Annotated in this window: 11 protein-coding genes; 2 read left to right on the top strand and 9 right to left on the bottom strand. The window is 56.7% G+C overall.

The genetic code is table 11. From position 1 onward, the window contains the following. The first annotated feature begins 26 nt into the window (after positions 1-26). Complete coding sequence (locus tag BIND_RS06715) at positions 27-908, top strand: DMT family transporter (protein WP_012384320.1); 882 nt, start codon at positions 27-29, stop codon at positions 906-908. A 226-nt stretch (positions 909-1,134) separates the two neighbouring features. Here the strand turns inward: BIND_RS06715 and BIND_RS06710 are convergent, their stop codons facing one another. Next, on the bottom strand, positions 1,135-1,440 hold the full coding sequence (locus BIND_RS06710) for an acylphosphatase (RefSeq protein ID WP_012384319.1): 306 nt from the start codon (positions 1,438-1,440) through the stop codon (positions 1,135-1,137). Positions 1,441-1,450: 10 nt separating this feature from the next. Continuing rightward, positions 1,451-2,305 (bottom strand): pantoate--beta-alanine ligase, encoded by an 855-nt coding sequence (gene panC, locus BIND_RS06705; RefSeq protein WP_012384318.1) that lies wholly within the window; start codon positions 2,303-2,305, stop codon positions 1,451-1,453. A gap of 252 nt (positions 2,306-2,557) precedes the next feature. Between panC and recG the strand changes: the two genes are divergently transcribed. Beyond that, positions 2,558-4,675 carry an ATP-dependent DNA helicase RecG gene (gene recG, locus BIND_RS06700; RefSeq protein ID WP_041778547.1) on the top strand — a complete coding sequence of 706 codons (2,118 nt, stop codon included), beginning with the start codon at positions 2,558-2,560 and terminating at the stop codon, positions 4,673-4,675. A gap of 12 nt (positions 4,676-4,687) precedes the next feature. Here the strand turns inward: recG and BIND_RS21260 are convergent, their stop codons facing one another. The 7 genes from BIND_RS21260 to BIND_RS06670 all read right to left on the bottom strand — a co-directional run bounded on the left by BIND_RS21260 (position 4,688) and on the right by BIND_RS06670 (position 13,927). Continuing rightward, positions 4,688-4,882 carry a hypothetical protein gene (locus BIND_RS21260; RefSeq protein WP_148210578.1) on the bottom strand — a complete coding sequence of 65 codons (195 nt, stop codon included), beginning with the start codon at positions 4,880-4,882 and terminating at the stop codon, positions 4,688-4,690. Positions 4,883-5,002: 120 nt separating this feature from the next. Continuing rightward, the gene (locus tag BIND_RS22165; RefSeq protein WP_012384316.1) at positions 5,003-7,120 is read right to left on the bottom strand and encodes a glycoside hydrolase family 32 protein; all 2,118 of its coding nucleotides are present in this window, start codon (positions 7,118-7,120) and stop codon (positions 5,003-5,005) included. A 1,194-nt stretch (positions 7,121-8,314) separates the two neighbouring features. Then, positions 8,315-10,321, bottom strand: coding sequence for an acetyl-CoA carboxylase biotin carboxylase subunit (locus BIND_RS06690; protein WP_012384315.1), 2,007 nt, complete (start codon positions 10,319-10,321; stop codon positions 8,315-8,317). Positions 10,322-10,394: 73 nt separating this feature from the next. Continuing rightward, on the bottom strand, positions 10,395-11,927 hold the full coding sequence (locus BIND_RS06685) for an acyl-CoA carboxylase subunit beta (protein ID WP_012384314.1): 1,533 nt from the start codon (positions 11,925-11,927) through the stop codon (positions 10,395-10,397). Between the two features lie 104 nt (positions 11,928-12,031). Further along, a complete protein-coding gene (locus BIND_RS06680) occupies positions 12,032-12,544 on the bottom strand; it encodes a GNAT family N-acetyltransferase (protein ID WP_202944768.1) in 513 nt (170 codons plus the stop codon). A 27-nt stretch (positions 12,545-12,571) separates the two neighbouring features. Beyond that, positions 12,572-13,093: a glutathione peroxidase gene (locus BIND_RS06675; protein WP_012384312.1), complete on the bottom strand. Its 522-nt coding sequence runs from the start codon at positions 13,091-13,093 to the stop codon at positions 12,572-12,574. Between the two features lie 12 nt (positions 13,094-13,105). Continuing rightward, entirely contained in the window at positions 13,106-13,927 is an 822-nt protein-coding gene (locus BIND_RS06670) for an ATP12 family chaperone protein (protein ID WP_012384311.1), read from the bottom strand. Positions 13,928-13,959 lie beyond the last annotated feature (32 nt).

The following is a 13,959-nucleotide window of genomic DNA, read 5'->3' as shown; positions in this document are numbered from 1 at the left end:
ACGCTTCTTCCGCATCAACGAGTCCCATGGCTAAGATGCCTCCCTGGCTCTCCGGCATCATCTGGATGAGCCTGACGACCCTGTTTTTCGTCTGCCAAGATTCGACGACGCGCATCCTCATGCAGTCCTATCCCCTGCTCGAGGTCACCTGGGCCCGTTACTTCATTCATGCGCTCGGGGCAGCCTGTATTGTGCTGTGGCGACGCCCCTCCGCCATGCGGGCGCAGGCCCCATCCCTTCAGCTTATACGTTCGACGCTGCTGCTTGGCATCACGCTTTTCGCCAATCTTAGCATCCAGCATCTGCGTTTCGTCGATTATACGGCGATCATGTGGGTGACGCCGGTTCTCGTCACCGCTTTATCGGTCCTCGTTCTGAAGGAAATGGTCGGCCTCGTAGGGTGGCTCAGTGTCTGCGCCGGCATGCTCGGCGTCTTCATCATTTCCGATCCAACCGGTCTGGATTTTTCGTCCTGGATGGTGCTGCCCCTGATCGGCGCTTTCTGCAACGCCTCCTATCAAATCACCACCCGCCTGCTCTATGGCAGGGATTCACAATTGACGACATTCTTCTACACAGCCCTTGTCGGCGGCGTGGTCACCAGCGTTATTTTGCCTTTTATTGGGATATGGCCGACCTGGAGCGATGCCGCCTTGATGGGCCTGCTCGGCCTCTTGGGAGGCGGCAGCCATTATTGCCTCATCCGCGCCTATACGGTGGCGCCAGCCAGCACCATTGCGCCTTTCGGCTATACGAGCCTTCTCTGGGCGACTTTGTTCAGTCTCACTCTCTTCGGCGAGATTCCGAGCGTCAGGAGCGTCATCGGTGCGCTCTTCATCGTGGCAGGTGGCGTCAGCATGGTGCTCTCTCAAAACAAGGGCACGCTCAAACAGAAGAAACCAGCCTAGCTGTTCCCTCTTTCACATCCCCTGCCCGCGCTTCACTGAGTGTTGGAAGGATGGCAGGTTTTGGGCAGGCTGGGCGTGTTGAAGCGAATGGTGTCGCCGCATTTATCGCAGCCAGCCAGTCCCAGCGCGGCCATAAGCGCGAGCAAAACCACGCGGATGGACCGCCCTCTTGGTGACCGAGAAACCGACACGGCAGACCCGTAGGCTGGCATTTGCGCAGGTGATGTCAAAAATCGAAGCACGCTTCTTCTCTTTCTCCCGGTTCAGCCAAGGCCTGCGCCATTATTTCATCGATTCTCTTTTGTTCAAGCCGATCGACGCGCGCTGCTGGCGGGCCCTGGCGGCAGAGACCGCTGAGCGTCTCGATCGCCTCAGCCGTGCCGATTAGAACCGCCTCGACATCGCCATTGCTCCGATTACGGACAAAGCCACGCAAACCGAGACGACGCGCCTCGGCAACGGTCCAGGCACGGTAACCGACACCCTGAACACGGCCACCGACGCGCAAATGAACGATCAATTCCGCGCTCATTCCGGCTCACTCATACAGCAATATTGTCAATAAGACGTGTCGTGCCGAGCTTGGCCGCCGCGAGCAGGCGGATCGGCCCCTCGCCGCTATTTTCGACCAGCGCCAAAGTTTCGGCATGGCGGGCCTCGATATAATCGATCACAAAACCCGCGGCGATTACGCTCTCCATAGCGTTCGCCAGGGCTTTATTGATGGTTTCGCCACGCGCGATATCCCGAGCGCATTGCACGAGAGCCGCATAGAGGCGCGGCGCGGCATCACGCTCGGCGACGGTCAGATAGAAATTGCGCGAGGAAAGCGCGAGCCCGTCCTTCTCGCGCATGGTTGGCGCCCCCACGATCTCGACCGGAATGGCGAGATCACTCACCATCTGCTGGATGACCTGAAGCTGCTGATAATCCTTTTGGCCGAAAATCGCGACATCGGCCCGCGCGAGATTGAGCAGCTTGGCGACCACCGTCGCGACACCAGCGAAATGAGTCGGCCGGAACTTATCCTCGAGCCCGGCCGTTGCCGGACCCGTCAGGGAAATGGTTGTCGCAAAACCGGCCGGATACATGATCTCCGGTGTCGGAGCGAAGATCAGATCGGCCCCGGCCTCGGTCGAGAGCTCGGCATCGGCTTCGAGACGGCGCGGATAGACCGCATAATCCTCGTTCGGCGCGAATTGGGTTGGATTAACGAAAATCGACAAAAGCACGCGGTCGCCAAGCCGTTTGGCTTCTTTCACCAAAGACATATGCCCGGCGTGCAAGGCACCCATGGTCGGCACCAGGACAATACGCTGTCCTTGACTACGCCAATGCGCGATCTTGGCCTGCAAAGATGCCGGATCCCGCAGGATTTCGATGTGATTATCATTCATGGGGACGATTCTGGTCATTGGAACGCGGCCATTCGGCCAAGGCGAAAGTGCGGGCGAGGAGGGAATGCGGCCCCGCCAAACGACAGTATGGAGGGAGACGAGCGATGACACCAGCGAGCGATGACACCGCGGCGAAGCGCTTTGCGCCGCCATCATCTCCTACTATAGAGCATGATGCGTGAAATCGAAATCAGGCATGCGGCGCTAGATTTTTGTAAACGCGTAGAATTTATCCTTAAAATGGGACCCGCGATGCGGCCCTCTCTTCTCGATCCGCTCTTTGCCTCAGCCGAATCGCTGCAAGGTGTCGGGCCCAAAACCGCGCTCCTTCTCGGCAAAGCCGTCGGGATTGCCGCCAATAGCGGCGGCGCGCGGGTGATCGACCTTCTGTTTCATCTTCCTTCCGGCACCATCGATCGCCGCGAGCGGCCCAAAATCGCCGAGGCTCCGCTGGATCGCGTCGTGACACTCGAAGTGACGGTCGTCGAACACCGGCCGCCACCAGCGCGATCCAAAGCGCCCTACCGCGTCCTCGTCGAGGATGAAACCGGCGACGTGCTGCTCGTCTTCTTTCTCGCCAATCCGCAATGGATCGAGCGCAGTCTGCCGCGCGGCGAAAAACGCTGGGTGTCCGGGAAGCTCGAACTCTGGGACGGTTATCGGCAAATGGTCCATCCCGACCGCGTGCTCGATGCCCAAGGCCTCGCCAATCTTCCGCCCGTCGAACCGATTTATCCGACGACCGAGGGACTTTCGCAAAAACAGATCGCCAAGGCCATAGAGGCGGCTTTCGCGTATTTTACAGCACGGGGACCCAAACTTCCCGAATGGCACGATCTCTCTTTGGTCAAGCTTCCGGTTTTCCCGAGTTTTTCCGACGCCTTGAAGGCTTTGCACCATCCCGCCGAACCCAATGCCATTGGTCTTGAATCGCCAGGCCGGCTTCGTCTCGCGCTCGATGAATTGTTGGCGAGCCAACTCGCCTTGGCGCTGATGCGCGGCAAAAGGCGCCGTATGGCAGGGCGGATCGCGCAGGGGGATGGGCGCCTGACCGCCAAAATTCTCGCCGGCCTGCCCTACCGGCCGACACCCTGCCAGGAAAAAGCTCTGGCCGAGATCAAAGCCGATCTCGCGGCGCCCCGCCGCATGCTGCGCCTGCTGCAAGGCGATGTCGGATCCGGCAAGACGCTTGTTGCCCTACTCGCCATGGCCGGCATGGTCGAGGCCGGCCGTCAGGCGGCCTTGATGGCGCCAACCGAAATCCTCGCGCGGCAGCATTATGCCAATCTCTCGGCGCTCTGCGAAAACACCGGCCTGCGCCTCGCTTTGCTCACAGGTCGCGACAAGGGGACAAGCCGCGCGAAACGTCTCGCGGCGCTCGCAGCCGGTGAGATCGACATTTTGATCGGCACTCATGCCCTGTTCCAGGAGGATGTCACTTTTCACGATCTCGGGCTCGCGGTGGTCGATGAGCAGCATCGTTTCGGCGTGCATCAGCGCCTCGCTCTCAGCGACAAAGGCGAGGCCGTGGATATTCTCGTCATGACCGCAACGCCGATTCCGCGCACTCTGGTCCTGACCTTTTTCGGCGATATGGAAGTCTCAGTTCTGCGGGAAAAACCGCCTGGCCGGCAGAAGATCGACACGCGCGCCTTGCCGATCGAACGGATCGACGAGGTTGTGGATGGGCTGCACCGGCTCCTAGCCAAAGGCGGGCGCGCTTATTGGGTTTGCCCCCTTGTCGAGGAAAGCGAACTCCTCGATGTCGCGGCGGTCGAAGCGCGTTTCGAGGACCTCACCTCCATTTTCGGCACGAAGGTCGGCCTCCTGCATGGCAAGATGAAAGCGGCCGAAAAAGACGCCGCCATGGCTGCTTTCGCCAGCGGTGAGACCCGCATTCTGGTGGCGACGACCGTGATCGAAGTCGGCGTCGACGTGCCGGAAGCCACGGTGATGGTCATCGAACATGCGGAGCGGTTCGGCCTCGCGCAATTGCATCAATTACGCGGACGCGTTGGGCGCGGCCCCGGCCAATCCTCGTGCCTGTTACTGTATAAGGGACCGCTCGGCGAGATCGCCAAGGCGCGGATCGCCATCATGCGCGAGAGCGAGGACGGTTTCCGCATCGCTGAAGAAGATTTACGGCTGCGCGGCGAGGGCGATGTGCTTGGCACGAAGCAATCAGGCCTCCCGGGTTTCCGCATCGCCGATCTATCCGTGCATGCGCAATTGTTGACGCTGGCCCGCGCTGAGGCCCGTCAAATGGTCGAAGACAATCCCAAGCTCGAAGGCCCGCAGGGCGAGGCTTTACGATTGCTTTTGAATCTGTTCGAGCGGCGAGAAGCGATCCGCTTACTCGATGCTGGATAGGAGATCGAATTTTTACGCGTCCGTTGCGTCCAGGGAATCGAAGGTCAAACCTTCGTAGAATTCCGCCAACGGAATTTTGAAACCGATTTCAGGCACTTGCAACAGAGCCGCTTCAAGGAAAATGTGGCCGATCCAATCTGCTTCGGCCCGTGAGAAGACTGTGGCGGCGATCCTACTCTGTTCAAGCATGTCCAGACTATCGGACACATTCGCTCCATCTCGTATTCGGCTCCCTTTGGCGAAAGATAAAGATGGCGTCGAACATTCTTGCACCGACCAATTGTCGCCGCAATGGGTCTCGACGCCATCTTCTTAAGCCAGGGACGATTATTGATTCGGCCAGCTCGAATTCATCGAAGAGATGTTTATGGACTGCAAAACTGCGGTCCCGCCATTCGCGAACACGGCCACGCCATCACTCGTTGGTGCCGGGAAGATCTGGCTGGTCAGGACCGCCTCCCCGCTCCCGCCGAAGACCTCGACCGACGACCAATCCACTAAAACACGCAGTGCGATACTCCCATCCACTGAAGGCAAAAGCGGAGCGCTGTAACGGCCTGTGAAAGTCGGATCAAAGTTTATTTGTCCAGACTTTGAACGGTCTACAAAAACTGTATGTGTCTTCACGTCATAGCCAACCACAGTTTCCTCGCCATTCGCCCCCACACGGACTTTCATACCAAATTGCGAGGCAGTACCCGGCTTAAACTTGGTAGAAATGTCGAGTGCCTCTCCCTTCGTGTTATCAACAGGAACCACCATATTGCTTGAAAAAAGAGACGTGTTAGTTGTCTGTGTGTAAATTGAAGAGCCACGCAGACCGAGGAGATCGGCCACTGGCCGCTGTACAAGACGAACCTGACTATTGATCGTCTTCAAGGCAAATTCGCGCGGGACACTCATCGCGCTGCGCCAAGGCGTCGTCGGGATGGTGTTTGCATAGTTCCAATTGTTCATCCAGCCAATGGAAAGCCGCCGGCCTCCCGATAACCCATTCCAGGAATTCACCGCATAGAAATCCGGCCCGTAGTCAATCCAATTGGCTTCTTGCTTGCTCACGTCGGAAAAAACGATGTCATCGACGAGGATGTGGCCCCAGCCCGTTGTACCTGTATTATTATCAACGATTTGAATTTGTGCGACCTGCCCGTTATAGCCACTCACGTCCCAACTTCTCCAGACCAGCTCGATCCCGTTGGAGCCTGTTGTACTTTGCACCACTTTGCCATTGATGAGAAGGTTGACGGCGGTCTCTGTGTCCATGGATGTCCCATAAGTCGCGGGGTCGTAAGGATGGTACCCCCCACTGACGAGGAAGTTGATGTAAGATGTGGTGATGGTAAAAGGAGGCGATGTCAGCGTGCTGACTGAAGAGTCACCGGTGCCATAGGTGTCCGCGAGCTGATTGCCTTCCATGCCCGGGATAGTTTCGCGCGCCGGTGCCTGTCCCGCAAGGGCCCCGGTAGCAGTCCAACCGAGCGCGCTATAACTCGATCCCTCAAAATTCTGGAAGACCGTGCTTCCTGCCGGGGGAAGGCTATCATAAACATTATTGGCATCGGCAACGAACTGTGTATCATCGAACTGGCCCAGGAAATATTGGGCACCGGACCCCGCCGTGATCGAGCCTGGGTTTATATTAACCACCAATACCCACTTGATATTACTTGTATTCCCGTCAACCGGCAACGGGAAGAGATCAGGACACTCCCAAGCGCCAATGCTCTCATTGGCCGGACCAAACTCGCTCATAAAGGTCCACTGTTTCAGGTCCTTTGACGAATACAAGACCACTTTGTGAAGAGCCGCCAAGGCGGCGACCATGACCCACTTTTTTTCCGGTGCATACCAGAATACTTTTGGGTCCCGGAAGTTTTGAAACTGGTCTTGATAGGGACTGGGTGGAAGCTGAATAATGGGATCGCCGCTATATTGTGTCCAGGTTGTACCTTGATCCAAGCTATAAGCAATGGACTGAGCCTGCGTGCCGGCTTGAACGGATGTTCCATTCGCCAAGGTTAAAGCTTGCGGGTAATAGCTCGTGTAAATAGCGACCATGGGGGGATTGGTTGTTGTCCCCAAGCCGCTGGTATTGTTACTGTCAACCACAGCGCTGCCGGACCAGAACATTTGTGTTACCTGTCCTGGAGCATATTTCTCGACATTGAGTGCGATGGGCATTTCAGTCCAGTGAACCGTATCGGTGCTGACCGCATGCCCCCATGACATATCTCCCCAGGTCATCCCATTGGGGTTGTACTGGTAAAATAAGTGATACTTCCCCCCATAATAAACCAAGCCATTGGGATCATTCATCCAATTCTTAGCGGGCGTATAATGAAATTGCGGCCGGAACGTCTCGGTGTAAGTTCCCGCAAGAGCATAGGATGACGCCAGCGTCATCATACTCAGCAGAGCAAGTTTTATTTTGCCATTTGGTTTCATCGTTTCCTCGCCTATATCTTTAATATTATTGATTTACGCATGGGCTAGAATTCCGCTTGATCGCGGCATTCGTGCAATGCGTATAAGTTTGGCTCACTGGGCAACGCCCGTTGTTTGCTCTTAGACGCAAACGCTCTCATTCGATTGTCATTTGACAATCGAATAGACGCGAATACAGTCTGTTACTTTGAATACGCTTTCTATGGCATCGGATCTTCAAGCTGAATCGTCGGATGCTCCAGATCTTCAAAAACACACCATATTAACCCCAAAAGTGGAATTCACTTTCAGGTTTGGTGCTCTCAGCAAACTTGTCCAAGTTTGCTTGCACTTAAAATTCTAGGCAGCCTTGATTTCCCCTTGAAACAAGCAAAATCAATCGTGGCTTTCACCACGCAAGGCTGCTTAGCCTTCGCAAAAAGAGGGGCAGATCCAAACATGCGGAAGCCACCGACCATCCAGCGATGTCAGGTTTTACAAAGATATGTTCGCTGGATGCGAAGGTTCGCTACCAAGTCCTGAGAGATGATCGCAAACAATGAACACCCTTGTGGCGGTCATGGCCATACAAGGATCATCGATCAAGACAGATACGGACTTTTAAAGAAGAGGTTATGCAGCGCCTTTATGCCATGCATAGCGTGGAGACATTGCGCGTCTCGAGGATGAGTGCGGCCATAATTTTGGTTTTGGCTGGCCCATCACATGTTCCTTCCCTGTGTCTTTTATAGTTCAGGCGCTACGGGATTATGATTCCCTTTTCATTCAAGTGGAGCGTCAAGACAAATAGTTCCATGATGTTTGATGAACGTCAATACTTAAGTCACAATTATTTATTTATAGGCACGACGAAGGAAACACCTCCAATGGCATCAAACCATGCTAAAGCGGAGCTGTTTAAAAAAACCCTGAATGTTTGATTGCAGTCATTGACGGTGCAATCCTTTTATCATGATAGAGCATCGGACATGATCAACTTGAACGTCCGACGCTCTGGAAGGCCCACGAAAAAGGGCGGCCTTGCAGCCGCCCTGAGCCTTCTCTATTTCGTAAATTCGTGAGCGCCGTGTGCGGCTATAGATACGTCCTTCTTTGTCCGGCATGCTGGGTGTCAATGGAACATATTTTGGAAGACGACTACTACCCACCCACGTCCGCATACAGACGCTTTTTGATATGTTGTCGAACTGATCCTCAGGCAAATTCCATAATGATCGCATCGACGGCGAGTGAATCGCCCTCCTTCGCCAGCACACTTTTGATCGTCGTATCCTGATCGGCGCGCAGCAGGTTTTCCATTTTCATGGCTTCGACCACGCAGAGAGGATCGCCGGCCTTGACCTCCTGACCGGGCGCGACATGAATGGCCCTCACGAGACCCGGCATCGGGCATAGCAAGGCCTTCACCGCTTCAGCCTGCGCTTTCTCTGGCATGAACGCGGCGAGATCAGCCTCACGCCGCGTATAGACGCGCGCCTCGACCTCGGCGCCGCCCCGCGAGAGCAGGAATCCATTGGGGATCGGCTGCACCTGAACAGCTGCCGTTTCGCCATTGATCGTGCCGGTCCAGACGGTTTCACCGCCTTGCCAAGAGGAACGGCAGAAGTAAGAGAGATTATTGGTCTCGAAATGAACCCGCACGCCTTCGACGCCAGGCTCGACCCGAATGTCGTGCCGATCCGCGCCCAAAAGAACGCTGCGCTCGCGCGTGAAGACGACTGGCTTGCTGGCCGACAATTGTCCCGAAATATGCCGTTTGCGCTCGTTCAGGACATGATCGATCGTAGCGGCGACAGCGGAGAGCGCGAAAACCTCATCCCCATGCGGCAGATGCGGTGTAAACCCGTTCGGATATTCTTCAGCCAGGAATTGCGTCGAGAGCTTGCCCGAACGAAACCGTTCATGCCGCATCACGCTGTTCAGGAACGGAATATTGTGGCGTATACCATGGATGACAAAGGCGTCGAGCGCCTGCGCCTGCGCCTCGACGGCCGCCTGACGTGTCGCCCCATAGGTGATGAATTTAGCGATCATCGGATCGTAAAAGATCGAGATTTCCGCCCCTTCATAGACACCCGTATCGTTGCGGATGGTAATGCCATCGACGAGCCCTTCCGCCGGCGGACGATAGGCCACGAGCCGGCCTGTCGAGGGCAGAAAATTGCGCGCGGGATCTTCCGCATAGACACGGCTTTCGACGGCCCAACCGCGCAAAGTGACATCATGCTGGGTCAAGGCCAGCTTTTCCCCGGCAGCGATGCGGATCATCTGCTCGACGAGGTCAAGGCCCGTGACCAGTTCCGTCACCGGATGCTCCACCTGCAATCGGGTATTCATTTCCAGGAAGTAGAATTGCTTATCCTGGCCGCAGACAAATTCGACCGTTCCCGCGGAATCATAGCCCACGGCCTTGGCCAAGGCCACGGCCTCGGCGCCCATTTTTTCACGCGTCGCGGTATCGAGCAGCGGTGAAGGGGCTTCCTCGATGACTTTCTGATTGCGGCGCTGGATCGAACATTCACGCTCACCGAGATGAATGACATTGCCGTGTTTGTCACCAAGCACTTGAATTTCGATATGACGCGGATCAACGATGAATTTCTCGATGAAGACGCGATCATCACCAAAGGAAGATTTGGCTTCCGAGCGAGCCCGCGTAAAACCTTCAACGACCTCATCACGCGCATGAGCGATACGCATGCCCTTGCCGCCGCCGCCGGCCGAAGCCTTGATCATTACCGGATAGCCGATGTCATCGGCAATGCGCGCCGCCTCATCAGCCGAAAGGATCTCGCCCAAATAGCCCGGCACGACAGAGACACCGGCGGCCTGGGCATATTTCTTCGATTGGATCTTATCGCCCATGGCTTCGATCGCCTTGGGATTGGGACCGATAAAGACAATGCCTTTGGCGGCAAGCGCCTCGGGAAAGGCAGCGCGCTCCGACAGGAAGCCATAACCAGGATGAACCGCCTCGGCACCCGTCGCGACGCAAGCCTCGACGATTTTGTCCATCACCAGATAGGATTCGGAAGCGGCCGCGCCGCCGATGAACACAGCTTCATCCGCCATACGCACATGCAGCGCATTGCGATCAGCCTCGGAATAGACAGCAACCGTGGCGATACCGAGCCGCCGCGCCGTTTTGATCACGCGGCAGGCGATTTCGCCGCGATTGGCGATAAGGATTTTCTTGAACATGGAACGCTCCGGAAATTTTATGATGTATGCGCCGAGTCAATCAACCCGCCATCACGCGGGGGCGATCATGTTTCTACAGCGGAATATTGTCGTGTTTTTTCCAGGGATTTTCCAAGTTCTTGCTGCGCAGGAGGGCGAGCACCCGTGCCACGCGCTTGCGTGTCGTATGCGGCTGAATGACTTCATCGATATAGCCGCGCTCGGCAGCGACGAAGGGTGAGAGAAAGCGCTCTTCGTAATCCTTTGTATGTTTGGCGATCTTTTCCGGATCGGCCAGATCCTTGCGGAAGATGATCTCGACCGCGCCCTTGGCGCCCATGACGGCGATCTGCGCGGTCGGCCACGCATAATTGACATCGCCCCGCAAATGTTTCGAGGCCATGACGTCATAGGCGCCGCCGAAAGCCTTGCGTGTAATGATGGTGATTTTCGGCACTGTGGCTTCAGCATAGGCGAAGAGCAATTTCGCGCCATGCTTGATGAGCCCGCCATGTTCCTGCGCGACACCCGGCAGAAAGCCCGGCACGTCCACGAAGGTCACGATCGGAATGTTGAAACAATCGCAAAAGCGAACGAAACGACCAGCCTTGCGCGAGGCATCGGAATCGAGCACACCGGCGAGCACCAAAGGCTGATTGGCGACAATGCCGACTGTACGCCCTTCCATACGGCCAAAACCGACAACAATATTGCGCGCATGCGCCTGCTGGATCTCGAAGAAATCCCCCTCGTCCACCGTCTTGGCGATCAATTCCTTGACATCATAGGGCTTGTTTGGATTATCGGGGATCAAGGTATCGAGCGAGAAATCAACCCTGTCGGCTGTATCGAAGCTCGGCCATTCAGGCAGAGGCGCGACATTGGAGGCCGGCAGAAAATCGATGAGCCGACGCATCTGCAACAGAGCCTCGACATCGTTTTCATAGGCATGATCTGCGATCGAGCTCTGTGTCGTATGCACACTGGCGCCGCCGAGCTGCTCCGCCGTGACGTTTTCATTGGTGACGGTTTTCACGACATCGGGTCCGGTCACGAACATATAGCTCGTATCCTTGACCATAAAGATGAAATCTGTCATCGCCGGTGAATAAACGTCACCGCCGGCGCAAGGTCCCATGATCAGCGAGATTTGCGGAATGACACCGGAAGCAAGCACATTACGCTGGAACACTTCGCCATAACCGCCAAGGGCCGCGACACCTTCCTGAATGCGTGCACCGCCCGCATCGAACAGGCCGATGATCGGCGCGCGGTTGCGCAAGGCCATGTCCTGCAGCTTGAGAATCTTCTGCGCATGGGTTTCCGAAAGCGAACCGCCGAAAACCGTGAAATCCTTAGCGAAAACGAAAACAGTACGGCCATTGACGGTGCCCCAGCCCGTCACCACGCCATCCCCCGGGATTTTGACGCTGTCCATACCGAAATCGATCGCCCGGTGCTGGACGAACATATCGAATTCTTCAAAGGAATCCTGATCGAGTAAGAGCTCGATACGCTCCCGCGCAGTCAGCTTGCCCCGATTGTGCTGCGCCTGTAGCCTTTCAACGCCTCCACCCAAGCGAGCAATTGCCTCACGCTCGTCAAGCCGTTCCAAAATAGTCTTCACGCAACCCCCCGCCGCCTGCTAGCCTTGAAACTACAACTCTTTAACGATTGTAAACGACGTATGACCTACTTACAAAAACTTGCAAGCTGACTTTCGGCAGGGTGTTACAACCGCATGCGGATCCAGTCCTCGACATCGCAGAGACGGTTTTCGCGCAGCACGGCCTCGGGGCGCGTTTGAAGGAGGACGAAGCCGAATTTTTTGTAAAGATGAAGGGCCGGATGATTATCGGAGAAAACCGTGAGTTCGATCCGGTCAAGACTGAGCGGTCCATCCGCTTCGGCTAACAAAGCCTCAAGAAGCGCCCCGCCGACCCCTTGGCCGCGCTGATCTTCGCGCACGCCGATGGACAGAGTAGCGACCAGGCCAGCGACATTTTGCCTCGGCGGGGTCAGAGCCGCTTGTCCGATGATCACGCTGCCCTGCACGGCAACGAGGCGCGTTCCTTGTGCCGCAGCCAGCCAATGCCGGTAAAGATCGGGATTACGCGCCGGCGCTGGGAGGGGGCCAAGCCGGAAACCGAGCCGATTATTCAGCGCGCCAAGGCCTTCAAAATCGCCGGCCTCGGCACGCCTGATCTCAAGACCATGGACTTTTGCCATGGGGACTTTTGCCATGGGGACTTTTGCCATGGAAGAACAATCTCAGGCCGTCGGCCCGAGCGCCTTCTCGACGGCCTCGATGACCAGAGGAGAATCAGGTGTCACCTGCGGAGCGAAACGGTCAATGACCTCGCCGTCGCGACTGACCAGGAATTTTTCGAAATTCCAGGAAATGTCGCTGCCTTCCTTCGGCGCTGCGCCCGGATTGGTGCGGGCCTTGGGCTGGCGCGCGATCAATTCCTCATAGAGTGGATGGCGAGACCCTGGCTTGACGCTGATCTTGGCGAACATGGGAAACTGGACGTTGAATTTCGCCTCACAAAAACGCTGAATTTCCAATTCGGTCCCCGGCTCCTGGGCACCGAAATCATTGCAGGGAAACCCGAGCACCACAAAGCCCCGGTCCATATAGGTCTCATAGATCTTTTCCAGGGCAAGATATTGCGGCGTGAGACCGCAGGCCGATGCCGTATTGACGATCAATATGACATTGCCTTTGTATTCGCCGATCGTCTCGCTCGGTCCCTCAATGGTTTTTACGGTAATATCGTAAAGCTTGCTCATGATTGCCTATCCTCATGATTGGACGGACTGGAAAAGGCGGGCAGCCGCTTCCATGTCTCGCCAACGTCTCGTTCGGCGTTCGAGGGCTTCTTCGTCCCGCCCCCAGACACGCATCTGAAAATCCTCATCGACATGGGCGGAAGCCCAAGCCTCCTCAGGCCGCAGCAGGCCATGGGCCACGCCAAGCGCCATCAATGCCGAACCCATCAAGCTGGTCATCACATGCAAGGCCGCGACAGCGAAAGGCGCGTTGGCCTTGTCGTTCGCCCAAAACTGGACAGCCTTCAGCAAAGCGGCCTCAGCCTCCTCCGGCTGCGTGACGAAAACAACCCCCTCGGCGCACAGGAAACGGGCACCAAGCTTTTCCCGCGCGAAGGCGAGAACCGGGTCCCAGGCGGCAGCCTGCGCCGCGACCAAGCTGTCTGGCCCCTCAGCCCGGTAGCAAACGAGATCGGAACCGCCATAACGGGCGATTTCCTCGACCGTCTCCATGAGCGCGGCGCGCACGCCATCGATGGCGGAATTGGCCAGGCGCGTCAGCGGCATGGCGGAAGGATCGATGATATCTTCCTGGGCGTTCCATTCAGCCGCCAAAGCCTCAGCCGCCGCCAAAGTCGGCAGAACGAGGTCCTGACGCGCCGGCGTCTTGGCCGGTTTGCCATCGAGCGTCAGGGCAAATCCCCCTTCGACGGGCTCCGCCCGGGCCTCGCGATAAAACCGTTTGGGGAGAGCTTTTTTCAGATCGCGCCGCGCCATGGCGACGGGATCGATCGGCTCGCTAGCCGCTTGCGGAAACAGAGCGGCAAGATCGTCTGGGTTGCGATGTTCAGCCATCGTCCTTTTCCTGTTCGCGATGCTGGGTCGGT

This window comes from Beijerinckia indica subsp. indica ATCC 9039 (genome assembly GCF_000019845.1).
Lineage (GTDB): Bacteria > Pseudomonadota > Alphaproteobacteria > Rhizobiales > Beijerinckiaceae > Beijerinckia > Beijerinckia indica.
This window is presented reverse-complemented; position numbering and strand designations above follow the sequence as displayed.